Genomic DNA, 23,464 nt, shown 5'->3' on the forward strand with positions numbered 1-23,464 from the left:
GGTAAAGCGCTACGAAGCCCGTCGTAGAGCGGTTTTTCATGCGTTTTCCCTGCTGTCGATGTCACTGACACGCAGGTGGCAGACCTCACTCACGCGCAGTCCACAGCCGTAGCAGAGTTCGAGCATCATGCGATGCTTGGCGTTGTGACAGGCGGCCAGGATCCGCCGGACGTCGTCGCGAGCAGGGAAAACGCATGAAAAATTTCATACCGCGAGAATGTCCGCCAGGTACGTCTCATCCAGTGCGGCTTTCTTCTGCTTCCGCCGGATTCCGCCCTTGAAAGACTTCTCCCCTTTCAGGTAATTCAAGGCGATATGCCGGACTCTGGCGAGGTTTTCCGCCGCCTGTCCGCGATGGATTTTGCAGGCATCCTCACGGAGAGCGACGTCCAGCGACCAGTGAAGCTTATTTTCCACGAACCAATGCTGGCGGGCCGCTTCGGCTAGCTTTTTGGCGCTAAGCTCGGCTGAGCTGATGTAGTAACGGATCATCGGAGCCTCTGGGGCTTCGTCACCTTCCTGACGGAAACTCATGACGACTCCCACCGTTTTTAAGCCTGGCCACTCGTAGCTAAGCTCCTGAAAATCTTCAGTAATCTCACTCACGATGTGGTAGCGAGTCTCTTGCCGCCCCCGGTTCTTTTCATCCGTGACATAGGCATCCCCATCGAAGTTGACCACCTTGGTCATGGGGAACGCCGCCTCAAAGGCATCTGCCAAGGCTGGCTGATTTTCCTTCACCGAGAGTAGGTAATCGGCGCCCTTCTGCAGGATCTGAGTGGCGATCTTCTTCTGGCAACCCATGGCATCGATTGTTACCAGACAACCTTGCAGATTCAGCAGCTTGAGTAGCTCAGGAATGGCAGTTATCTCGTTGGACTTCTCCGCTGTCTTGACCTGCCCCAGCACCACGCCATTCGCCGCGCTGAAGGCACTGACCATGTGTATCGCCCCTTTGCCCTTGCCGCGGCAGTACGAGCCGCGCAGCGTCTTGCCATCAATGGCCACCACCGCCCCATCAGTCACGTCATGGCAGGCCTTCATCCACTCGGCAAAGGCGGTTTGGAGCTGCTCGGCATTCACCAACGCCATTACCCTGGCCAAGGTGTCATGGCTCGGTACGCCAGCCTCAAAATCGCCGTACTGGCGAAGAAAATCTAGCTTTGCGTGGCCAAAATCCTCAATCTCGTCCCATCCTTCAGCTCCACAGATCACTGCACAGACGGTCAGGAACAGGATGTCGGAAAGCTGATGCTGCACTTTCCAGGCCTGGCGGAAGTCGGGAACGATCGATAAATGGTGCATAAGCGACGGAGTCAGCATCGGGTCATCCATGAGCAAAAGCCGTTAGATGACCACATTAGCTCCTACTGGTAAAGCGCTACGAAGCCCGTCGTAGAGCGGTTTTTCATGCGTTTTCCCTGTCGTCGCGAGTCAGCAGTTCTGGAATTCGCTGTGGTGTCTTCGGCACCACCGGCGATACCTCAACCGAAGGCCAGTGCAACACCTGCAAGTAGAGGAACCGCACGCCGTGCAAGTAGACGCGGCAGCTGGCGGCGGACAAGCCGCGCTCCTGGACGAGATGATTGAAGAAACGTTGCAGGTCGTCGCTGCTCAAGGTGTCCGGCGGGCGGTGGAAATAGCGCGCCAGGTCCGTGATCACCGTCAGGTAGGTAGTGTGGGTGCGTTGCGAGAAGCCATGCTGCCGCATGGCCTCGATCATCGTCTGTCGCAAGGCAGTCATCGTCGTCACTCCTGTTCATCGACCCACGTGGGTCAAGGAACAGTGTGGTTCGATGAGGAGAAAGACAGGATTCGGCGACAGCTACCGCGAAGCGGTTTAGTTCAACGCCCGGCTCTGCGGCTGGGGAAAGTGGAGGCGAAGCCGGAGCTTTTCCCAGTCCGACAGCAGCCGCTTGTTAGCACTTTTATGCTACTCAAACAAAGATGATGAGACATAACCAAACAGGTACTTGCTAGCATCATCAAAATTCGAAAATGACCTGCATTCACTACTTTGCTTTCTATTGTTCTTTTTGAACTCGACATTAAAGGATGATCTTGTTGGAGCGAGAGCAATAGAGTAGGAAGCGTTCGTGCGTGTACAAACACCTTCAAACGAGCTTTGACCATTTGGGACCCAATCTATTTTTGGAGATAACCGCCCTATAGCTTGTCTAAACTCTGCTGCGCTCTGATACCTCTGAGTGGGATTAGACGCACAAGCTTTATTGATAATCCTTTTTAACTTCAATGGAACAAAAGGTGCAAAACCCAAAGAATTTACGAGTTGTCCTGAGTGTATGAGCGACATTGGATCAGGAAAGTGTCGAATTGCGCCATTCCAATCACTAATATAATTACATGCTCTGAACAAAGTTATACCAACTGCGAACACGTCCGTTAGCTCAGTTGTATTTCGGTTTACAAAATACTCCGGGGGAAGATGTGTTGTATAGCCTTGGGGTGAGCCAGCCGCCTGTAATCCAAGAACCGTGGCCAAACCGAAATCGGATAGCTTAGCACCGAAATCACATAGCATGATATTTGCCGGCTTTACGTCACGATGAAGTATCCCATTAATATGCGCATGCTCTAGTGCAAACAGACAATCGACAATTATTCTCAAAGTTGTGTGTATAGATACCGAATTGTTTTTTATTGCGTCCTCAAAACTTCCTCGAGGCAAATATTCCATATCAATAATCACATGTGGCGATGAGTTGATATCATAAATATTGGCTTCGTTTATGTGAACAATATTTTTATGCATGCATTTGTGAAGAATCTGAGCTTCTTCAAGTTTTTTTATTGCATCACTGGCATCAGGGGCGTTTAAAATTTTAATGGCTTTCTGTGTATCTAGAGCATGATCGTGAGCTAGATACACATCACCAAACGCACCATTTCCGAGATGTTTAATTAGCTCATATTTTCCAATTTGTTCTAAACTCATATCAAATTCATCCATGCCGCAAGCAAAGCGTATTTTTGATTTCTATCCCACTTAGGCTGAAATACACCAAAGTGCTGATCTATGTAATCATAAATATCGATGGATTTATTCATGCCAAACTTTGATGGTGTGAAGTTCCCTGAAACAAATTCAAAGGTATTAATCTGGTTTTGATGAGACAGGTTGTGAAGAATTCCTAGAGGATAATACCACGGGGTGATTTCGGCTTTCTTCGCATTTAATGAGACCTTTATCCCGATTGTCTCTGGCGAGAATCGAGTGATTAAATTCTGAAAAGTGGTCTCATACCAGTTCATCAGTTGTTGTGTGTTTGGAAAGTTGTTTGTTTGAACCTTCTCAAAGTGAACCAAGACAGGAGCATCTTTGCTTCCTTCGAGAACACAGTATCGAAGACCATCCTTTACCAAATTTATACCAAGTACTGCCATAAATATTCCTTATTACTAAACGGCTATTAGATTGGATGAGGTGATAACGCCCGGCACAGCGGCAGCCGTAACGGAGCGGTTTTGTGTTAATGTTTGAGCGCAGCGAGTAACACAAAACCGCGTAGTGTAGGCTGTCCGCCTGCTGCCGATTGTTAGATGCCAGTGCCACTTAATGAACGCTTGCCTTAGAAAGCAAATTTAAAACCAATACACCGCAAACTATTAAACTAATACCCACGAAACCCCATGCATCAATCTTTTGCCCGTAAAGCCCCCATGCAAAAGCAGTGACTAATACTACGCCAAGGCCAGACCAAACTGCATAGGCCACCCCTACAGGAATAGACTTCAAGACCAATGAAAGGAAATAAAATGCAATTCCATAGCCAACAATTACGATGAAAGATGGTACGAGCTTCGTAAAACCTTCACTGGACTTTAATGCAGATGTTGCAACTACCTCTCCAAGAATCGAAATAGTAAGAAATAACCAGCTTTTCATGATCCGCCTCCAATATGATTCGAAGGGAGTATATGTCTTTTTCTCTTAAAATTGCAGTCTTGAAGAAAAAAATTATTCGTGCGCAACTTTCCGGTTAATTACATCTAACGCTTGAGCACACGGGCGCGAGCTTGCGAGCGTCCCGCCGCTGAAAGCGGCGTAGTGCTGCGACTTGTTATGTGAGCGCAAGCAACTACAGGCCTTGCCTCGCTCTATTTATAGCAGACTCCACCGCCGACAACGCTTGAGGGCTATTCTTCCAGCAGGTAGTCCTAAGCATAGAAGCCACCATTTCTGCTATTTCTTTTGGTTCATAATTGGCCAGCTCAGAGAATGAGCCTATACCGATTTCCTCAAAGCGCTTAACTACCGTAGGGCCAACGCCTCTCACCTCCAGTAGAGCGGCTTTTTCTGATTCACTGAATGCCATATTGGGACTCCTTAAGCCACATAACGCTTACAGCACGCGCCAAATACCGGAACTTTGTTTTTGTGCGAGTATTTTCCCGCACGAAAACGAAGTGGAGAGTATTTGGTCGCCGTGCCTGTGATTGTTATGTTTTTGCACGATATTGTGCGACGACTTTACTGTAAGTCGTGATAAGGTCAGTTAAGATTTCCTTGGTGTTTACGTTCCGCCCACTCTGTTCAATATATCGATTTAGGAACTCCAATGCAGATGGTTCTAAGTAATCCTCGTTTTCAATTACGATTTCTTTGAGGACGTTTTTTGGTACGGTAGTAAGCTTCTTTGTAATCTCTTCAGTCGTGTTTTCTACGGCCGCTTCTAGGGCTTCCTCGGCCTCTTCTTCGGCCATTCCACGATAGTCTTCCAGCGCCAAAAGTAGATAATCGGCGCCAGAGTCGTTGTACAAAGTGCTCATTCTGGTTTGGGGGGCTGGCTCATAAGGGGCATATATACGTAGGCCCTCAACATCCTCTCCAAACATACGAATCTTCCATTGCTTAAATGTCTCATTTTCTTTGCGGTGAGGGACACGTTGTAGCTCTTCAACCCAGCCTTCGTTGTCCTCAACGAGTACACCGTACTTTTTCAGTATTCTTAAATAAGTGCTCATATTTCAATTCTTAGTTGTGGTGGGGGGAAAACATAACGCCCGCCATAAACGGCGCGAGGAACGAGCGTCCGGCGACCGTAGGGAGCGAATTTAATGGCCTTGTTATGCATTCTTAACTTCGATGAACCACTTGGGCTGCATTTCATTGAAGTCCGTTCGAATATTAGAGGGCAGGTAACTTGCTGAGTCTAGGACAAAATCTTCACCATCTACGCGCTTGAAAACGACCCAGTGCCAGAAATTTTTGCCATCTTCCTGATGGTGCTTGATGGACAGCAATGCTAGATCGGGCAGTGCACCCCAAGATTCAAAAGGAATTTCATCGGAAGACGTCTCGACTCCAGCATGGGATAACATTTTCCTTACATACTGGGTATCAGACCAAAGCGATTTATCTTCAGCATAGATACCCATGGCATTTGCCGTTGCTTTCATTTCCGAATAGGTCTTGCCAAGAATGTTGGCAACGGACGCAATTCCGCACCCTGTGGTTTCTTCCTGTATTACGGACTTCAGCACCGTTCTCTCCTTAATGCATAACAGGTATTAGACAGCGTGCTCGTATATTGACTTGAACGAGCACGCGTGCTCAACAATCTTATCATCGCAAGCTTTTACCAGCTAACCCCTTGATTTCATTATTCCCAAAGAAAACCTTGGCCACCTATACAAAATTCGCACGCTTGCGCGTTTTGCCAGCGTCAATAATACTGTATGAACATCCATGCATCGGGAGGACGGGAGTATGGATACGCACAGCAAACCGCCGAAGCTGATGGACCGGGTCAGGGCCACCCTGCGGGTGAAACGTTACAGCCCGCGTACCGAGAAGACCTACTGCTACTGGATACGCTACTTCATTCGCTTCCACGGGGTCCGGCATCCCGCCGGCATGGGCGGAACGGAGGTACGCGCCTTCCTGGAACATTTGGCAGTGGAGCGGCGGGTAGCGGCGGCCACGCAGAATCAGGCGCTGAATGCCCTTGTGTTCCTCTATCGGCACGTACTCGACCAGCCCTTGGGCGATATCGGAGAGTTCTCACGTGCCAAGCGTCCTCGCCGGCTTCCGGTGGTGCTTTCTCACGAGGATGTCATGCGCGTCCTGAGCCATCTATCTGGCCCCATGCACCTGATGGCTACCTTGATGTATGGCTCAGGGCTGCGGCTCATCGAGACTTGCCGGCTACGTGTCCGCGATATCGACTTCGAACGCCAGATCATAACGGTGAGAGCCGGCAAGGGCGACAAGGACAGAACCACTCTCCTCCCGGCGATCAGCATTCCCGCCCTACAGCTCAGAATAACGGCGGCCAAACATCAACTTGACGATCGCCTGCAGCATGGGAGCGTACCGGTGACACTGCCCCAGGCGCTCGATCGCAAGTACCCCAATGCCGGTGTCTCTCTGGCCTGGCAGTGGCTCTTCCCCGCCAGCCGCCCTTGCTTCGACGATACCGGAAAGGTCGTGCTACATCATATCCATCCGTCAGCGGTGCAAAGAGCGGTGAGACAGGCCATGCGTGCTGCTTCACTTACCCGTCCAGGCTCTTGCCATACCCTCCGTCACAGCTTCGCCACTCAGCTTCTGAACCAAGGCACGGATATCCGCACGGTACAGGAGTTGCTCGGCCATAAGAGCGTGGAAACGACTCAGATCTACACTCATGTACTGGGCAAAGGCTTTGCGGGAGTACGAAGCCCTCTTGGGTGAGGGTGCGTTTGGGAGCCAGGGCACGCTACCGCCCCTACCTGGGCATGTTCACGGCCTGCAGCCATCCATGCGGTAGTCATTGAGCGTCGCGCTGTGCCTTCCTGGCTCCCTGCGAGTTATTCATTATCGTGAGCCTATGTGAGCCGGTGCGGCGTTGCAAAGTCGAGTTTAGTCGCAAGGGCGGCCTCCACCGCCTGTTCGGCGTGGATGGCGGTGGTGTCGAAGAGGGGAACGTCCGTATCGTCGGCCTGGATCAGCAGCCCGATCTCCGTGCAGCCGAGGATGACGCCCTGGGCGCCCTGCCCGGCCAGCGAGGCCACGATCTCAAGATACTCAGCTTTGGAATCCGCGCGGATCTCGCCGCGGCAGAGCTCGTCGTAGATGACGGTGTGCACTCGCTCGCGCTGGGCGGCATCGGGAATCAGCACCCGGATGCCCTGGGCCTCCAGGCGCTCGCGATAGAAGGCCTGCTCCATGGTGAAGCGGGTGCCGAGCAGCCCCACCCGGGTCACACCCTGCCGATGCAGCTCATTGGCGGTGGCATCGGCGATGTGCAGCAGGGGAATATCCACGGCCTGCTCGAGCTGCGGGGCGACCTTGTGCATGGTGTTGGTGCACAGCACCAGGAAGTCGGCGCCGGCCGCCGCCAGGGAGCGGGCCGCTTCGCCGAGAATCTGGGTCGTGGCCGCCCAGTCGCCGCGGCGCTGCAGCGCCTCGATCTCGGCGAAGTCCACGCTGTAGAGCACCAGCCGGGCGGAGTGCAGCCCGCCCAGCCGCGCCTTCACCCCCTGGTTGATGAGCCGGTAGTAGGTCTGGGTCGATTCCCAGCTCATGCCGCCGATCAGCCCTATCGTCTTCATCGTCTGCCCTCCTCTACCCGGACCCCAGAGCGTCATGCAGGAAGGCGCCACAACGCAAGGCCCCCGAGCCATTGAATGACTCGGGGCCTGGTGGTGCTAGCTTCGATGTAGAAAAGAGACGGAGCCACCCCCATCACTCACCAGTCCAGCTCCTCGTCGCACTCATACACGGGGGTGTCCATGCCCTCACGGATCGACTGCCGCATTCCCGGTACTGAGAGCAGGTTGAGGGCCTCTTGAATGGCTGACCAGTCTTCCTCGGATACCAGTACGGCCTTGTTGCGCTTGCCCATGATGACGATCGGCTGGTGGGACTCCGCCGTTTCATCGATCAGGCGATACAGGTTGCTGCGGGCCTCGGTGGCGGTAATGGCTATCATGAGACACCTCTCTCACAGGTACGACTCCCTCCCGGTACCACGAGGATCGACCGAGCGGAGGAAGGTAAGCGGCTGCAATTCTCTGGAAATAGCGTGTCCAGGTGTTCCTTCAGGCCGCCACCAGCTTCTTCACCTTGAGCTCGTCTCGGTGCTGCTCGGCGTGCCAGAGCTCGTACTGGGACTGCTGGTTCAGCCAGCTCTCTGCCGAGGTATCGAAGGCGATGGAGAGGCGAATCGCCATCTCGGGGCTGATGCCCGCCTTGCCGTTCAGCACGGCACTCAGCGTTTTTCGGCTCACGCCCAGCGCCTCTGCCGCCGCCGTGACGGAAAGGCCTAGCGGCTCCAGGCAGAGCTCTCGCAATACTTCGCCGGGATGAGGGGGATTGTGCATCAGCATGGCGGCACCTCAGTGGTAGTCCTCGTAGTTCACGATCTCGGCGTCTCCATCCACGAAACGGAAGGTCACGCGCCAGTTGCCGCTGACGGTGACCGACCAGATGCCGGCTCGATTGCCTGATAGCTCATGCAGCCGGAGCCCAGGCAGGTCCATGTCCTTGGCACCCGATGCGGCATGCAGGCGACCGAGGATGAGCCGAAGCTTCTTCGCATGTACTGGCTGGATACCGGCGGTATTACCGGTCTTGAAGAACTTGGCCAGGCCCTTGTGTTTGAAGCTCCGGATCATCCTGACATTGTAACCCGAAACGTATCAGGTATCGAGATCAATCTTGAAGCTTGCGCGCCAGCAGGGTGGCGAACTGCAGCCGCGCGCCATTGTGCATGGTGCCCAAGTCCTCGTTGTACTTGACCAGCTCCCACCCCGCATAGGCCTCGCGCAGCTGCCCCTCGCCGAGGGTGAAGGGGAAGCCGACCGGGCAGGGGTAAGCCTCGGTGTCCATGGCGCAGACGATGGTGTTGTAGCCCCCGGGCAGGGTGTGAGCCTGCATGTCGGCGATCACCGCCTCGACGCGCGACGGGTCGAGGAACATCAGGGTGACGGTGCAGACAATCAGCCCGTAGTCCCTGTTCAGGGCGGCACGATTGAGGTCGTAGACCTGGGCGTCGATGTTCTCGATTCCCTCGCGGGTGACAATCTGTTGCAGCATGTCGATGGCGCCGGGGTTGTGGTCCACCGCGGTCACGTCGAAGCCAAGCTGGCTCAGGTAGAGGGCGTTGCGCCCGTTGGAGCAGCCCATGTCCAGGGCGCGGCACGGCGCCACCTGCCGGCATGTCTCGACCACTTCGCTGTGCGCGGGATTCAGGCCATAGCGGCTGTTCAGATCTGACGACATCGTATCTTCCCCTGCCTTTCCATAAAGAGCATTGATTTTACTCTTTTATGGCTCAGCGAAACAGCAACCGACCACACGGTGAAGGCTCGGGTCATCGGTTCTCGCTAGAACCTGGGATTGATCGTCAAGGAGAGCATCGCCGAGAGCTGGCAGAGCGGCCTGCCGGATGCCTGCTGCAGCGCGTTGAAGGCCTCCTGCACCCGCTGTTGGTCACGCTGGCTGGTGGGTGCCTGGTCGACGATGCCGGCGGCCACCAGGCGGGCCACCACGTCGCTGGTGAGCAGGAAGGTGTCCTTGCCCACCAGGCGCAGGAAGCCGGCGGCGGAGCGCCCGCCCAGGCGCGCGCCTCGCCTGGCCAGCAGTCGCCACAGGCCGACGATGTCGCTGCTCGGCCAGTCGGCGATGAATTCGGCGAAGGTTCCACCGTGCTCCTGTCGAATATCCAGGATGAACTGGGCGTTGCGGGGGATGGTCTGCATCTTGGTTCGATGGCGGATGAGACGCTCATCCTGCATGAAGCCCTCGAGTTGCTCCGGGGTGAGCAGCACCAGGGTCTCGGGATCGAAGCCGTGGAAGGCCTCCTCGAAGGCAGGCCAGCGGGCATCCACCACCGAGTGCTGCATGCCGGCCCGGAACACCCGCCGACTCATGGCGGAGAGGTAGCGGTCATCCCCGAGTTGCTTCAGCTCGTCGGGCGTCAACGCCCGAGGCAGGAAGGCCTCCATGGCAGCATCGGAGTCGAACCGCTTGCGGACTGTGTCGTGGAGCCATCGGTAATCCAGAGTCATGCCTGCCTCGCCGTGTCGGTGCCATTCCCTTCCTCCACATCCACCCCGATAAAGCCGCCGGACTGGCGCCGCCACAGGGCGGCGTAGAGGCCACCCCGCTCCAGCAGTTCACGGTGGGTGCCGCTCTCCACGATGCGCCCCTCGTCGATGACCACCAGGCGGTCGAGCATGGCGATGGTGGAGAGGCGATGGGCGATGGCGATCACCGTCTTGCCCTCCATCAGGGTGTAGAGCTGCTCCTGAATCGCCGACTCCACCTCGGAGTCCAGCGCCGAGGTGGCCTCGTCGAGTACCAGGATCGGCGCGTTCTTGAGCAGCACCTGGGCGATAGCGATGCGCTGGCGCTGGCCGCCGGAGAGCTTCACGCCGCGCTCGCCCACATGCGCATCCAGGCCGCGGCGCCCCTGCAGGTCCACCAGGTCGTCGATGAAGGCGTCGGCATGGGCGCGGCGCACCGCCTCCCGGATCTGCTTCTCGCTGGCCTCCGGGCTACCGTAGCGGATGTTGTCGCGCACCGAGCGGTGCAGCAGCGAGGTGTCCTGGGTGACCATGCCGATGCTTCGGCGCAGCGACTCCTGGGTCACCCTGGCGATGTTCTGGCCGTCGATCAGGATGCGCCCGCCCTCCAGGTCCCCGCCCTCCAAGTCATAGAAGCGCAGCAACAGATTGGCGAGCGTCGACTTGCCCGCCCCGGAGCGGCCTATCAGCCCCACCTTCTCGCCCGGGGCGATGGTGAGATCCAGGCCGTCGAACACCCTCCGGCCCTCCCCGTCCTGCCGTTCGTAGCCGAAGCGCAGCGCCTCGAAGCGGATCTCGCCGCGGGGCACCGTGAGCGCGCCGGCGTCGGGGGCGTCGGTCACCGCCGGCTCCCGGGCGATGGTGTTGATGCCGTCCTGCACGGTGCCGATGTTCTCGAACAGGCTCGCCACCTCCCACAGGATCCAGTTGGACATGAAGCGGATGCGCATCACCAGGGCGATGGCCACGGCGATGACGCCCAGCGACACCGCCTCCAGATACCAGGCGCCGATGGCCATGGCCGCCACCCCGGCCAGCAGCAGCGAGTTGAGCAGGGTCAGGCTGACGGTGAGGCCGGTGGCCAGGCGCATCTGGCGGTGCACCGTGGTCATGAAGCCCTCCATGGCGTCGCGGGCGTAGTCCTGCTCGCGGCGGGTGTCGGCGAACAGCTTGATGGTCTGGATGTTGCTGTAGCTGTCGACGATGCGTCCGGTCATCACCGCCCGGGCGTCGGCCTGCTCCATAGAGACCCGGCGCAGGCGCGGCACGAAGACCCGCATGATGACGATGTAGCCAACCAGCCACAGCACCAGCGGCAGCATCAGCCAGGGCTCGGCGCTACCCATCAGCAGCATGGCACCAATGAAGTAGACGACCACGTAGACCATCAGGTCCATCAGCTTCATCACCGTCTCGCGGATCGCCAGCGCCGTTTGCATCACCTTCTGGGAGACGCGCCCAGCGAACTCGTCCTGGTAGAAAGCCAGGCTCTGGCCAAGCATGTGGCGATGCGCCAGCCAGCGGCCGATCATCGGGTAGTTGCCGAAGATGCTCTGGTGGGTCACCAGCGCCTGGAGCAGGGTCAAGAGGGGCAGGCCGACCACCACCAGCGCCGCCATGCCGGCCAGGCGCCAGCCGTACTCGGCGAAGAAGCCCTCCCGCTCGGCACTGGAGAGCCAGTCCACCAGCTCGCCCATGTAGCCGAAGAAGACCACCTCCGCCGCCGAGACCAGGGCGGTGAGCAGCGACATCACGATCAGCAGCGGCAGCACCGGCCGCGAGAAGTGCAGGATGAAGGGGAAGAGCCCCCGAGGCGGCGTGCCCGGCCGGCCCGCCGGGTAGGGGTCCACCAGGGTCTCGAAGCGGCGAAAGAGGGCGTGCAGGCGAGAGCGAAGCATGGCGGCAGTCCGGTGGCAGGGGGTGGCGCGGTTAATCCCGGGGTAGAGGTTACGCCCGGGGCACGATGCGGTACCAGAGCGCATAGAGCGCCGGCACGAACAGCAGGGTGATCAGGGTGCCGACGGCCACGCCACCGATCAGCACATAGGCCAGCGGCCCCCAGAAGCTGTCCAGGGTCAGCGGAATGAATGCCAGCATCGCCGCCAGGGCGGTGAGGATCACCGGGCGGGCGCGTTGCACGGCCGCCTCTACCACCGCATCGAACATCGCCATCTCCTCTTTGGCGTTGTCCGCCACCTGCTGGGTGAGGATCAGGGTGTTGCGCATCAGGATGCCCGCCAGGCCGATCAGCCCCAGGGTGGCCACGAAGCCGAACGGCTGCTGGAACAGCAGCAGGGCGGCCACCGCGCCGATCAACCCCAGCGGTGCGGTGGCCACCACGATGAAGGTGCCGGCGAAGGAGCGCATCTGCAGCATGATGAAGATCAGCATCAGCACCACCATCAGCGGCTGCAGCGCCTGGATCGAGGCCTCGGCCTTGTCGGACTGCTCCACCGAGCCGCCGATCTCCAGCCGGTAGCCGGCGGGCAGGCGCTCGCGCACCTCGGCCAGCGCTTCCCACACCGCCTGGGTCACGTCGTTGGGCTGGGCGCCCTCGATATCGGCGTTGACGGCCAGGAAGGGCTCCCGGTCGAGCCGCCGGATCACCGGCTCTTCAAAGACCGTCTCCAGCTCGCCTAACTGGGTGAGCGGCACACGGCGGCCGTCGCGGTTGAGCACCTCGAGGCTCTGCACCTCCTCGATGTCCCGGGCGGCCCCGCGCCCCACGGCAGGCACCAGGCGAATGCCGTCGCGAAGCTCGGTGATGGTGATGCCATCCAGCTGGAACTGCAGCTGACGCGCCACCTCGTCCGGGGTCAGGCCGATCAGCCGCAGGCGATGATGGTCCAGCGCCAGGTGCAGCCGCGGCGCCCGCTCGTCCCACTCCAGGTGCGGGTCCCGGGTGGCCTCGTTGGCGGCGATCACCTCACGCACCTCATGGCCGATCTCGCGCAGGCGGTCGGCATCGTCGCCCACCACCCGGATGGTGACCGGCCACTCCACGGGCGGCCCGTAGAGCAGCCGCTCCACGCGCACCCTCGCCTCGGGGAAGTCGCCGGCGGCGATGCGCGCCTCGAGCCGCTCGATCAGCCGCTCGCGGGCCTCGACGCCTTGCGTCACGGCGATCAGCTTGGCGAAGGCGGGGTTGGGCTGCTCGGGGTTGGCGGAGATGAAGAAGCGTGGGGCCCCCGCCCCCACGTAGGCGGAGAGCGACTCGACCCCCTCGGCCTCATGGATCAGCGCCTCGAGACGCCGGGTGGTAGCGTCGGTCGCGCCGATGGCCGTGCCCTGGGGGTGATAGACGCTGACCAGTACCTCGGGGCGGTCCGAGCTGGGGAAGAACTGCTTCTCCACCGGCCCGGCCATGCCCGCCACGGCGGCCACCAGCAGCGCCAGCGTTACCGCCACCACGCTCTTGCGGAAGCGCACACAGGTGCGGATCACCCCGCGCAGGCGCCGATAGCCGCGCGACTGGTAGGCCTCATGCTGACCATGGGTCGCCTGCTGCTCGGGCAGCAGCTTGACGCCGAGGTAGGGGGTGAACACCACGGCCACGATCCACGACAGCGTAAGCGCGATGCCCAGCACCCAGAAGATGTTGCCCGCGTACTCCCCCACCGCCGACCGGGCGAAGCCGATGGGCACGAAGCCGGCCACCGTGACCAGGGTGCCGAACAGCATCGGTGCCGCGGTGACCTTCCAGGCGTGGGAGGCGGCGGCGAGGCGGTCCCAGCCCTCCTCCATCTTCACGATCATCATCTCGATGGCGATGATGGCGTCGTCCACCAGCAGCCCCAGGGCGATGATCAGCGCGCCCAGGGTGATGCGGTCGAGGTTGATGCCCATCGCCAGCATGGCTACGAAGGTGAGCGCCAGGGTCACCGGGATCGCGATGCCCACCACGATGCCGGCGCGCAGCCCCACCGCCAGCATGGTGACCAGCATCACCACCACCACGGCGACCAGGAACTTGACCTGGAAGAGGTTGACGGCGCCGGCGATGGCGTCGGCCTGGTCGGTCATCACGTCGAGCGACATGCCAAGCGGCAGGCGCTCGCGCTCCTGCGCCCAGAAGGCGTCAAGGCGCTCGCCGAAGTCGAGGCCGTTGACGTCATCCTCCATCACCACGCCCAGCAGCAGCGCCTCCTCGCCGAAGGCGCGTACCAGGTAGCTCGGCGGATCCTCGTAGCCGCGGGAGACCTCGACGATGTCGCCGAGGCGAATCAGCCGCTCGCCGATGCGGATGGGCACCTCGGCCAGGGCCTCGGGGTCCGCGAGGTCGTGGTCGACCCGCAGGTAGAGGCGCGGCCCCGCGGTGTCCACGCGCCCGGCGGGCAGCAGGCGGTTGTGCGCCTCGATGGCGTCGAAGACCGCCTGGGGCGAGACGCCCAGGCTCTGCAGCCGGGCCAGGTCGAAGTCGAGGTGCATGCGCTCCTCGCGCTCGCCCAGCACCTGCGCCTTGTTGACCCCCTCGACGCGCTGCAGGCGGTCACGGATCGTCTCCGCTTCGCGCACCAGCTCGCGCATCGGCAGGCCCGGCGCGCTCAGGGCGACCAGCGAGAAGTAGACGTCGCCGAAGTCCTCGTTGATCAGCGGCCCCACCACCCCCTCGGGCAGGTGGGGCACGGCATCCTGCATCCGCCGGCGCACCTGGTAGAAGCGCTGCTCCATCACCTCGGCGGAGGTGTCATCCTCGAACTCCACCTTGAGGTCGGCGCGCCCCGGGCGAACGGTGGTCTCGATGCGGTAGAGGTCCTCGACCTCCTGGATGCGCTTCTCCAGCGGGTCGACCACGCTCTGCTGGATCTCCTCCGGCGAGGCGCCGGGCCAGGCCGCCGAGACCATCATCACCCGCACGGTGAAGTCCGGGTCCTCCGCCCGCCCCATGGAGGCGAAGGCATAGAGACCGGCGAGCAGCGAGATCAGCAGGAAGAACAGCGTGACGGACCGCTCGCGAACCGCCAGCGCGGAGAGGTTGGGAAAGCTCACTCCGCGCCCTCCTCGCCCAGCGCCCGCACCGCCATGCCCGGAGTCAGCAGGTGGGTGCCCAGGCCGATCACCTCGAGCCCCGCCTCGAGCCCCGCCTCGAGCCCCTCGCCGCTGACCCAGGCGTGCTCGCGGGTCATGCGATGCAGGCTCACCGGCAGCGTCTGCGCCTCGCCCTCGACGATCCGCCACAGCCGGGGCCCATCGCCGCGCTCATCCAGCGCCGCGACAGGCACCCGGAAGCGCGCCTCGGCGGCGGCCTCCTCCAGGGTGAAGCGCGCCTGGACGACATCTCCCAGACGGTGCTCGTCGAGCGGCGCCTCCAGGCGATAGCGCGCGCGCCAGGTGCGGCTGGCCGGGTCGGCGGCGCCGGCCACCTCGCGGCGACTCAGGGGAATGGACTGCTCACCCGCCAGCAACTCGCCGGCCTCGGGCGGACGCGAGCGGGCGGGGAAGTGGACCTCGACCTCGCGCGGCCCCGCCTGGGCCAGGGTGGCGACCGCCTGGCCGACTCCCACCACCTGCCCCGGCTCGCCGCTGACCTCGATCAGGGTGCCGTCGGCCTCGGCGCGCAGGGTGGCGTCGTCCAGGGCGTTGCGGGCCTGGGCCACGCGGGCGGCGGCGGCATCGCGGCGGGTGGCGGCCTCGCGCTCGCCAAGCTCGGCACGCTCGTACGCCTGCTGGCTGAAGTAGTCCCTGGCCAGGAGCTGCTCGGCACGGGACAGCTCCGCCTCGGCGACGCTCAGCGAGGCCTCGGCCGCGGCAAGCTCCGCCCGGGCGGCGGCCAGCGACGCCTCGAGGTCGCTGGGGTCGAGGGTGAACAGCACCTCGCCCTTCGTCACCGCCTGCCCCGCGTCGACGTGGCGGGTGGCGATCTGGCCGCCGACCTCGAAGGCCTGGGGCGTCTCGTAGCGGGCGCGCAGCACGCCGGTCAGCGACAGCGAGGACGAGGCATCGGCGGTGAGCGTGGCCATCCTGACGAGGCGGGCGTCTGACCGCGACGAGGCCTCGGAGGCCGGTTCCTGGCAGCCGGCCAGCAACAGCATCAACAGCGAGCAGAGGGCGAGAGTGCGCATCGAGCATCCTTGGTCGTGGCGGTGGCGAGGGGCCGTGCAGACGCCGGGCACGACGCCGACCGCGGCCGAGGGAACCGTACGGGGACGGCCACCCGGGGTTCAAACGTACATTTTAAACGATGATGCCCTGCCCGACAGCGGGTCATTCGGCCGCAGCCGCCTGTCGCCATCAACGCAGTCCCTGGCGTCGATCCTCATGGCGCGGCGCGCGATTGGCCGGCAGGCTTGCGCTTCGGCTCAGGCGCGCGGCACGGCCATTCCCGCCCGGGCGGCGCGGTGGGCATGCAGCTTCCTGTAGCTCTCGATCAGGCGCTGGTGCTTCTCCAGCCCCTCGAGCGCCATGCTGGTGGGCGTCAGGCCCGGGAAGCGCTGTGTGCCCTGTACCGAGCCGATCACCGATTCGATGGTCGCCTCGCCGAACATCCGGCCCAGGTTATGGCGGAAGTCGTCGAGCTCGAGCTCGTCGTCCAGCACGATCTCCAGCACCGCTTGGACGGCCTGGTAGAAGAGGTTGCGCTCGACGGTGTTGTCGTTGAACTGCAGGAACATCTCGACCCGCTCCAGCGCCTCTTCATGCTGGCCCAGCGCCAGATTGATCAGCAACTTGAGCTCGAGGATGGTGAGCTGGCCCCAGATGGTGTTCTCGTCGAACTCGATGCCGATCAGCGAGATGATCGTCATGTGTTCGTCGAGCTGGCTCTCCTCCAGGCGCTCGACGAGATCGGCCAGCTCGCCGTCGCTCAGGCGATGCAGGTTGAGAATATCCTCGCGATAGTCGAGAGCCATATTGGTGTTGTCCCACACCAGATCCTCCACCGGATAGACCTCGGAGAAGCCGGGCACCAGGATGCGGCACACCGGCGCGCCGAGCTCTTCGCGCACGGCGATATAGGACTCCAGCCCCATCTCCTCGAGGATGCCGAACAGTGCCGCGCTCTCCTGCTCGTTGCTGTAGCTGCCACCGCCGGTAAAGTCCCAGTCGCAGAACTCGATCTCCGAGCGAGAGCTGAAGAAGCGCCAGGAGATCACCCCGGAGGAGTCGATAAAGTGCTCCACGTAGTTGTTGGGCTCGGTGACCGCCATGGAGTTGAAGGTAGGCGGCAGGAAGTCGTTGAAACCTTCGAAGCTGCGCCCCTGCAGCAGCTCGGTGAAGGTCCGCTCCAGGGCCACATGGAAGCTCGGATGGGCGCCGAAGCAGGCGAACACCCCACCGGTCTTGGGGTTCATCAGGGTCACGCAGGTCACCGGGAACTGGCCGCCCAGGGAGGCATCCTTGACCAGCACCGGGAAGCCCTGGGCCTCCAGCGCCTGGATACCCTCGACGATCTCGGGATAGCGCGCCAGCACCTCCTGGGGGATGTCGGGCAGCACCATCTCCTCTTCGATGATCTGCTTCTTCACCGCCCGCTCGAGGATCTCCGAGAGGCACTGCACCTCGGCCTCGGCCAGGGTATTGCCGGCGCTCATGCCGTTGCTGAGATAGAGGTTCTCGATCAGGTTCGAGGGGAAGTAGATCGTCTCGCCGTCGGAGTGGCGCACGAAGGGCAGCGCGACGATGCCACGATCCGCCCGGCCGGAGTTGGTGTCGATCAGGTTCGAGCCACACAGCTCCCCTTCCGGATCGTAGATCTCGCGGCAGTAGGCATCGAGGATGCCCTCGGGCAGGGCATCCTCGGGCCCCGGCAGAAACCACTTCTCGTTGGGATAGTGAACGAACTCGGCGTTGGCGATCTCCTCGCCGAAGAACTGATCGTTATAGAAGAAGTTGAAGTTGGTACGCTCGATAAACTCGCCCAGCGCCGAACAGAGCGCGCTCTCCTTGGTGGCCCCCTTGCCGTTGGTAAAGCACATCGGCGAGGCGGCGTCACGAACATGCAGCGACCAGACGTGGGGCACGATATTGCGCCAGGAGGCGATCTCGATCTTCATGCCCAGATCGGCCAGGATGCCGGTCATATTGGCGATGGTCTGCTCCAGCGGCAGATCCTTGCCCTCGATCCAGGTACCGTCGCCCTCCGCATCCCCCAGCGCCTTGCCCATCAGCAGAGCCTGGGCGTCCTCGTCAATGTTCTCCACCGCCTCGACCTGGAACTCGGGGCCGGTCTGCACCACCTTCTTCACCGTGCAGCGGTCGATGGAGCGCAGGATACCCTGACGGTCCTTGTCGGAGATGTCCTCGGGCAGCTCGACCTGGATGCGGAAGATCTGCTTGTAGCGGTTCTCCGGGTCGACGATATTGTTCTGCGACAGCCGGATGTTCTCGGTGGGAATATCCCGAGCGTTGCAGTAGACCTTGACGAAGTAGGCCGCGCACATCGCCGAGGAGGCCAGGAAGTAGTCGAAGGGCCCCGGCGCCGAGCCGTCGCCCTTGTAGCGGATGGGCTGGTCGGAGATGACCGTGAAGTCGTCGAACTTGGCCTCCAGGCGGAGGTTGTCGAGATAGTTGACCTTGATTTCCATGGGGCACCAGAGCAGCGTTGGGCGTGAACGAGCGAAACCGGGCATTATCCCGGTTTTGAACGGTACTGTCTGCCTATCACGGGACGGCATGCTGTCATCCGCTCCGAGCCAGGTCACCCTTTAGACCTAAGTCGAATGTTGTTACCATGCCATCGCTCTGGTCGGTGTCACGTCCCATCGACGCACAAATCCTCCGCAACTAGAGCCTCCCCATGCCTGCGAACCACTCTCCCGCCACGAGCAGGGCCTCGGCGCCGTCGCGCCTGGGCGACCCCATCGTACTGCTGCTCACGGTCGGCTTCATCATCGCCTTCGTCGGCCTGTCGCTTCATGACATCGACATGGTGGCCGACGGCATCAGCGCCGGCTTCGCCTGGACGGCAGCCACCCTGGGCACCTACTTCCAGCTCCTGCTGTTGCTCACCTTCCTGATCGCCATCGGCGTGGCCGTCTCGCCGGCGGCCGGCGCCCGGGTGGGTAACCTGGAAAGCCCGCAGATCGGCACCTTCAAGTGGCTGTCGATGATCATGTGTACCCTGCTGGCCGGGGGCGGCGTCTTCTTCGCCGCGGGCGAGCCGGTCTACCACTTCGTGGTGACCCCGCCCGCCTTCGACACCCAGGCGGGTACCGCCGAGGCGGTGGCCGGGGCACTCGCCCAGTCGTTCATGCACTGGGGCTTTCTGGCCTGGGCGGTACTCGGCACGCTCAGCGCCCTCGTGCTGGCCCATGCCCACTACGTGAAGGGCCAGCCACTGCAGCCGCGCACCCTGCTCTATCCGCTGCTGGGCGAGCACATCATGAAGGGGGCGCTGGGCAGCGTGGTAGATGCCTGCTGCGTGATCGCCGTGGTGGCCGGCACCGTCGGCCCCATCGGCTTCCTCGCCACCCAGGTGAGCTTCGGCCTGCACGAGCTGTTCGGCGTCGGCGAGGGCTACGCCACCCAGCTCGGCATCCTGGTGCTGCTGGCGGGGGTCTACATCAGCTCGGCGATGACCGGCATCCACAAGGGCATCCAGGTCCTGTCGCGCTTCAACGTCTTCCTGGCGCTGGCCATCGCCGCGGTGATCCTGGTGGCCGGCCCCACCCTGTTCCTGGTCAACGCCTTCAGCCAAGGCTTCGGCGAGTACCTGTCGTCGTTCTTCACCATGGCCACCATGAGCGCCGAGACCGCGCCGGCCTGGTGGATGCAGTGGTGGACGGTGTTCTTCTTCGCCTGGTTCATCGGCTATGCGCCGCTGATGGCGATCTTCGTGGCCCGCATCTCCCGCGGACGCACCATCCGCGAGATGATCCTGGCCGTGGCGGTGATGGCACCGGTTGCCACCGCGGTCTGGTTCACCCTGCTGGGCGGCTCGGGCATCCACTACCAGCTGACCGGGGCGATCGACCTCAGCGAGGCGCTGAACAGCTTCCAGTTCGACGTGGCGACCCTGACCGTGGCCCAGGCGCTGCCGGGCGGGCCCCTGATGGCGCTGGCCATCCTGCTGCTGACCAGCGTCTTCGTGGCCACCACCGGCGACTCCATGAGCTATGCCATCGCCGTGGTGTGCACCGGCCACGACGCCCCGAACCGCCTGGTGCGTGCCTTCTGGGGCATCGCCATGGCGCTGATGGCCGGCATCCTGCTCTACATGGGCGCAGGACAGATCGGCGCCCTGCAGCAGTTCATCGTGATCACCGCGATCCCCGTCTCGCTGGTACTGCTGCCCTCGCTATGGGCCGGCCCCAAGGCCGCCTACGCCATGGCCCGGGAACAGGGCGTGATCGCCAGCCACCAGGTGGCCAGCGCCAGGGCCGGGTGAAGCCACCGCAGGAGAAGCCCGGAATGGCGTCGCGAGGGGTCACACGCCGCCCGCGTGGCTTATCATGGAGGCATCGGACACGATGCCTCCCCCCTCCCGGCCGTTGGCCGGCCATCCTGCAGAAGGAGCCGTCATGAAGCTCATTCACACCCTGATACTCGCCATCGCTGCCATCGTGGCGGCCTCGCTGATCGGCGATGGCCTCACCGACCTGCGCACCGGCGACCGCTACGTCACCGTCAAGGGGCTGGCCGAGCGCGAGGTCGAGGCCGACCTGGCGCTGTGGCCGCTGCACTTCGTGGCCTCGGGCTCGACCCTGCAGCAGGCCCGTGACCAGGCCAGCGGCAGTCGCGAGGCGATCCTCGCCTTCCTGGCACGCCACGGCATCGCCGACGACCAGGTGGAGCTGCAACGGCTCAACGTCAACGACACCTCGGCCAACCCCTACCGCAGCGGCAACGTGGAACAGACCTTCATCATCAACCAGACGCTGACGGTGCGCAGCACCGAGATCGAGCGTATCCGCGACACCGCCCAAGCCGTGGGTGAGCTGCTCGACGCTGGGGTGGTGCTCTCCTCCGACTACGGCCCCGGCGGGCCGCTCTACCTGTTCCGCGGCCTCAACGCGATCAAGCCGACGATGATCGCCGAGGCCACCGCGGCGGCGCGGGAGGCGGCCGAGCAGTTCGCCCGCGACGCCAACGCCGACGTCGGCGACCTGCGCCGCGCCAACCAGGGGGTGTTCGAGATCCGCGCCCGGGACCAGGCCGCCGGCATTGCCGAACAACAGCAGCCGGTGAAGACGGTGCGCGTGGTCACCACGGTGGAGTACTACCTGCGCTAGCCGTCAGGCCGACTCGCCCAGCACCCGACGCATGATGGTGACGCGTTCGCCGCGGTAGTCGCGCTCCTTCACGACGCACCAACCCAGGCGGCGATAGAGCGCCTGGCGGTCCGGGGTGAACAGGTGCAGGGTGGCGATGCCGTGCTCGCTTGCCTCCCGCTCCACGCGCCTCACCAGGCACGAGGCGATGCCCTGGCCGCGCCAGTCGGGGCAGACATAGACCGAGGCGAGCCAGGGGTTGAGGAGCGGGCGGTCGTGCATGTCGTCGTCGACCAGGCTGGCCATGCCCACCGGGGTATCGCCGGAAAGCGCGACGAACACCGAGGGCAAGCCGGCCTCCCCGCACTGGGTGCGAAACTCGGCCACGGCCTGGTCGAGGCGCCTGCCTGGGTCATGATGGCCCCACTGGGCCACCGCCCAGCGCACCAGGCCCAGCAGGTGGGGCGAGTCCGCTGCCAGGCGCACGATGCGGATGCGCCCCTCGAGGGTGCCCTCGTCTTCGGCGGGTCCCCCCGCCATGGCCTCCGCCGGCGAGAGCTTCACCAGCCCGGCTCCAGCAGGCCGGCATAGCGCACCCCGCTCAGCAGCGCCATCTCGTGCTTCCAGGTCGCCAGATCGTTGGGGTTGAGGCCCGCCAGGCTAGCATGGCCGCAGGCTCGGGCCATCACCTGCATCAGCTGCCTCGACGCCTGCAGGAAGCGCGTCAACTGGGCCGCGGACTTGCCGACATCAAGACGCTGGCGCAGGTCGCCACGCTGGGTGGCGATGCCCGCCGGGCAGTTATTGGTATGACAGATTCGTGCGGCCACGCAGCCGATGGACTGCATGGCGCTATTGGCGATGGCCACGCCGTCCGCGCCCAGCGCCAGCGCCTTGACGAAGTCGATCGGCAGGCGCAGGCCGCCGGTGACGATCAACGTCACCCGTCCGCCGGCGCCCTCGTGATCCAGGTAGCGCCGTGCCCGGGCCAGGGCGGGAATGGTGGGCACGCTGATATGGTCACGAAACATTAGCGGCGCCGCCCCGGTACCGCCGCCGCGACCATCGAGGATCAGGTAGTCGGCGCCGGCGTCGAGGGCGAACTGGATGTCGCGCTCGATATGGTTGGCGCTGAGCTTGAAGCCGATGGGGATGCCGCCGGTGATCTCACGCACGCGATCACCATAGCGCCGGAAGTCCGCGGGCGTATGCAGATCCTTGAAGGTGGCTGGCGATATCGCCGCCTCGCCCTGCTGCAGACCGCGCACTTCGGCGATGCGCGCCGTCACCTTGCTGGCCGGCAGATGGCCACCGGTGCCGGTCTTGGCCCCCTGGCCACCCTTGAAGTGAAACGCCTGCACCTTCTCGAGCAGGCTCTCCGCGTAGCCGAAATGGGCGCTGGCCAGCTCGTAGAAATAGCGGGAGTTCTCGGCCTGCTCCTCGGGCAGCATGCCGCCCTCGCCCGAGCAGATGCCGGTGCCGGCCCCTTCGGCGCCCCGCGCCAGCGCCACCTTGGCCTCCAGCGAGAGCGCGCCGAAGCTCATGTCGGAGACCAGCAGCGGCATCTCCAAGGTCAGCGGCTTCTTCGCCTCGGGGCCGACCACCAGCTGCGTTGTCACCTCGGCATCATCGAGCAGCGGCTGGGTGGCGAGCTGCGCCACCATCAGCTGCAGGTCGTCCCACGCCGGCAGGCGATGACGCGGTACGCCCATGGCGGCTACCGGCCCGTGGGGCCCGACCCCCGCCAGCCCCTCCCGGGCCAGCCGATGGATAAGCTCGACCGTGGGCTCCTCCTCGGTGGGCTTCGCCGCGGGCATGGCGTCGCCCTGCTCGTCAGGCACCGGCGCCTCCTGACCCACCTGGCCGGCATTGAAGTTCTTGTGGGTGCCGTCGCAGTAGGGGGCGTCGCCGGTCTGCTTGCACTGGCACAGATAGGCCTCACCGCTCTTCTCGGCGGTGAACATCAGCGGCGTGAAGCCGCTGCCCTGATGGGAGCCGTCACAGAAGGGCTGGTCCTGGGAGCGGCCGCAGCGGCAGAAGGCATACTCCGTGCCCTTCTCCAGTCTGACCTTCTTCGGCTTATTGTCGGCGATGATCGGCTGGCGCATCTGGCGGACTCCCGTCGGCTAGGCCACCCACTGGCGGCACACGTTTCCTGTTCCAGTCTGGTGGAAGGAGGGCAACGCTGCCAGCGGCGCATGCCGGGCCGCGTCAACGCAGCCGGTGTAGCGCGCGGCATGGCCAGAATAACATTGAGCCGCGCCATTCCCGCCCTGCCGTCG

22 protein-coding genes and 1 pseudogene are annotated in these 23,464 nt (G+C 62.5%); 3 read left to right on the forward strand and 20 right to left on the reverse strand.

Features of this window, described 5'->3' with window-relative positions; genetic code table 11:
- Positions 1-36 precede the first annotated feature (36 nt).
- From NFH66_RS17750 to NFH66_RS09985, 8 genes and pseudogenes are all read right to left on the reverse strand, one after another.
- Positions 37-168 (reverse strand): annotated as a pseudogene (locus NFH66_RS17750) (tyrosine-type recombinase/integrase); the annotation flags it as partial.
- Between the two features lie 36 nt (positions 169-204).
- The gene (locus NFH66_RS09955; RefSeq protein WP_349611684.1) at positions 205-1,323 is read right to left on the reverse strand and encodes an ISAs1 family transposase; all 1,119 of its coding nucleotides are present in this window, start codon (positions 1,321-1,323) and stop codon (positions 205-207) included.
- A gap of 85 nt (positions 1,324-1,408) precedes the next feature.
- Positions 1,409-1,744, reverse strand: a complete 336-nt coding sequence (locus NFH66_RS09960; RefSeq protein ID WP_349610162.1) for a site-specific integrase — start codon at positions 1,742-1,744, stop codon at positions 1,409-1,411.
- A gap of 189 nt (positions 1,745-1,933) precedes the next feature.
- Positions 1,934-2,956, reverse strand: coding sequence for a serine/threonine protein kinase (locus NFH66_RS09965; protein WP_349610163.1), 1,023 nt, complete (start codon positions 2,954-2,956; stop codon positions 1,934-1,936).
- Positions 2,953-3,405: a hypothetical protein gene (locus NFH66_RS09970; RefSeq protein WP_349610164.1), complete on the reverse strand. Its 453-nt coding sequence runs from the start codon at positions 3,403-3,405 to the stop codon at positions 2,953-2,955. Before NFH66_RS09970 ends, NFH66_RS09965 begins: the two co-directional genes overlap by 4 nt.
- A 169-nt stretch (positions 3,406-3,574) precedes the next feature.
- Complete coding sequence (gene qacK, locus NFH66_RS09975) at positions 3,575-3,907, reverse strand: quaternary ammonium compound efflux SMR transporter QacK (RefSeq protein ID WP_125875135.1); 333 nt, start codon at positions 3,905-3,907, stop codon at positions 3,575-3,577.
- Between the two features lie 554 nt (positions 3,908-4,461).
- On the reverse strand, positions 4,462-4,986 hold the full coding sequence (locus NFH66_RS09980) for a hypothetical protein (RefSeq protein ID WP_349610165.1): 525 nt from the start codon (positions 4,984-4,986) through the stop codon (positions 4,462-4,464).
- A gap of 102 nt (positions 4,987-5,088) precedes the next feature.
- Positions 5,089-5,505 carry a hypothetical protein gene (locus tag NFH66_RS09985; protein ID WP_349610166.1) on the reverse strand — a complete coding sequence of 139 codons (417 nt, stop codon included), beginning with the start codon at positions 5,503-5,505 and terminating at the stop codon, positions 5,089-5,091.
- A 226-nt stretch (positions 5,506-5,731) separates the two neighbouring features.
- On the opposite strand from NFH66_RS09985, the gene NFH66_RS09990 reads away from it, so the two are divergent.
- Positions 5,732-6,697 carry an integron integrase gene (locus NFH66_RS09990; protein ID WP_349610167.1) on the forward strand — a complete coding sequence of 322 codons (966 nt, stop codon included), beginning with the start codon at positions 5,732-5,734 and terminating at the stop codon, positions 6,695-6,697.
- Positions 6,698-6,831: 134 nt separating this feature from the next.
- Here NFH66_RS09990 and NFH66_RS09995 read toward each other — a convergent pair whose 3' ends face one another.
- The 10 genes from NFH66_RS09995 to NFH66_RS10040 form a co-directional block, all read right to left on the reverse strand.
- Positions 6,832-7,557: an aspartate/glutamate racemase family protein gene (locus NFH66_RS09995; protein ID WP_349610168.1), complete on the reverse strand. Its 726-nt coding sequence runs from the start codon at positions 7,555-7,557 to the stop codon at positions 6,832-6,834.
- A 137-nt stretch (positions 7,558-7,694) separates the two neighbouring features.
- Positions 7,695-7,937 (reverse strand): type II toxin-antitoxin system Phd/YefM family antitoxin, encoded by a 243-nt coding sequence (locus tag NFH66_RS10000; protein ID WP_023006726.1) that lies wholly within the window; start codon positions 7,935-7,937, stop codon positions 7,695-7,697.
- 109 nt (positions 7,938-8,046) lie between these two features.
- Positions 8,047-8,334 (reverse strand): HigA family addiction module antitoxin, encoded by a 288-nt coding sequence (locus NFH66_RS10005; protein WP_031218444.1) that lies wholly within the window; start codon positions 8,332-8,334, stop codon positions 8,047-8,049.
- 9 nt (positions 8,335-8,343) lie between these two features.
- Positions 8,344-8,622 carry a type II toxin-antitoxin system RelE/ParE family toxin gene (locus NFH66_RS10010; protein WP_023006724.1) on the reverse strand — a complete coding sequence of 93 codons (279 nt, stop codon included), beginning with the start codon at positions 8,620-8,622 and terminating at the stop codon, positions 8,344-8,346.
- Between the two features lie 37 nt (positions 8,623-8,659).
- On the reverse strand, positions 8,660-9,229 hold the full coding sequence (gene tehB, locus NFH66_RS10015; RefSeq protein WP_023006723.1) for a tellurite resistance methyltransferase TehB: 570 nt from the start codon (positions 9,227-9,229) through the stop codon (positions 8,660-8,662).
- 104 nt (positions 9,230-9,333) lie between these two features.
- Positions 9,334-10,017 (reverse strand): DNA-3-methyladenine glycosylase I, encoded by a 684-nt coding sequence (locus NFH66_RS10020; protein WP_349610169.1) that lies wholly within the window; start codon positions 10,015-10,017, stop codon positions 9,334-9,336.
- Entirely contained in the window at positions 10,014-11,933 is a 1,920-nt protein-coding gene (locus tag NFH66_RS10025; protein WP_349610170.1) for an ABC transporter ATP-binding protein, read from the reverse strand. The genes NFH66_RS10020 and NFH66_RS10025 overlap by 4 nt, the downstream gene beginning before the upstream one ends.
- 49 nt (positions 11,934-11,982) lie before the next feature.
- Positions 11,983-15,024 (reverse strand): efflux RND transporter permease subunit, encoded by a 3,042-nt coding sequence (locus NFH66_RS10030; protein ID WP_349610171.1) that lies wholly within the window; start codon positions 15,022-15,024, stop codon positions 11,983-11,985.
- A complete protein-coding gene (locus NFH66_RS10035) occupies positions 15,021-16,097 on the reverse strand; it encodes an efflux RND transporter periplasmic adaptor subunit (protein ID WP_349610172.1) in 1,077 nt (358 codons plus the stop codon). The genes NFH66_RS10030 and NFH66_RS10035 overlap by 4 nt, the downstream gene beginning before the upstream one ends.
- Before the next feature lie 237 nt (positions 16,098-16,334).
- The gene (locus NFH66_RS10040; RefSeq protein WP_349610173.1) at positions 16,335-18,557 is read right to left on the reverse strand and encodes an OsmC domain/YcaO domain-containing protein; all 2,223 of its coding nucleotides are present in this window, start codon (positions 18,555-18,557) and stop codon (positions 16,335-16,337) included.
- 212 nt (positions 18,558-18,769) lie between these two features.
- On the opposite strand from NFH66_RS10040, the gene NFH66_RS10045 reads away from it, so the two are divergent.
- Together NFH66_RS10045 and NFH66_RS10050 are read left to right on the forward strand one after the other, a co-directional pair.
- Positions 18,770-20,359, forward strand: a complete 1,590-nt coding sequence (locus NFH66_RS10045) for a BCCT family transporter (protein WP_349610174.1) — start codon at positions 18,770-18,772, stop codon at positions 20,357-20,359.
- Positions 20,360-20,492: 133 nt separating this feature from the next.
- Positions 20,493-21,203 (forward strand): SIMPL domain-containing protein, encoded by a 711-nt coding sequence (locus tag NFH66_RS10050; RefSeq protein WP_349610175.1) that lies wholly within the window; start codon positions 20,493-20,495, stop codon positions 21,201-21,203.
- A 3-nt stretch (positions 21,204-21,206) separates the two neighbouring features.
- Here NFH66_RS10050 and NFH66_RS10055 read toward each other — a convergent pair whose 3' ends face one another.
- Positions 21,207-21,746 (reverse strand): GNAT family N-acetyltransferase, encoded by a 540-nt coding sequence (locus NFH66_RS10055; protein WP_349610176.1) that lies wholly within the window; start codon positions 21,744-21,746, stop codon positions 21,207-21,209.
- On the reverse strand, positions 21,743-23,290 hold the full coding sequence (locus NFH66_RS10060) for a glutamate synthase-related protein (protein WP_349610177.1): 1,548 nt from the start codon (positions 23,288-23,290) through the stop codon (positions 21,743-21,745). Before NFH66_RS10060 ends, NFH66_RS10055 begins: the two co-directional genes overlap by 4 nt.
- Positions 23,291-23,464 lie beyond the last annotated feature (174 nt).

The organism is Halomonas sp. H10-9-1 (assembly GCF_040147005.1).
Taxonomy (GTDB): Bacteria; Pseudomonadota; Gammaproteobacteria; order Pseudomonadales; family Halomonadaceae; genus Halomonas.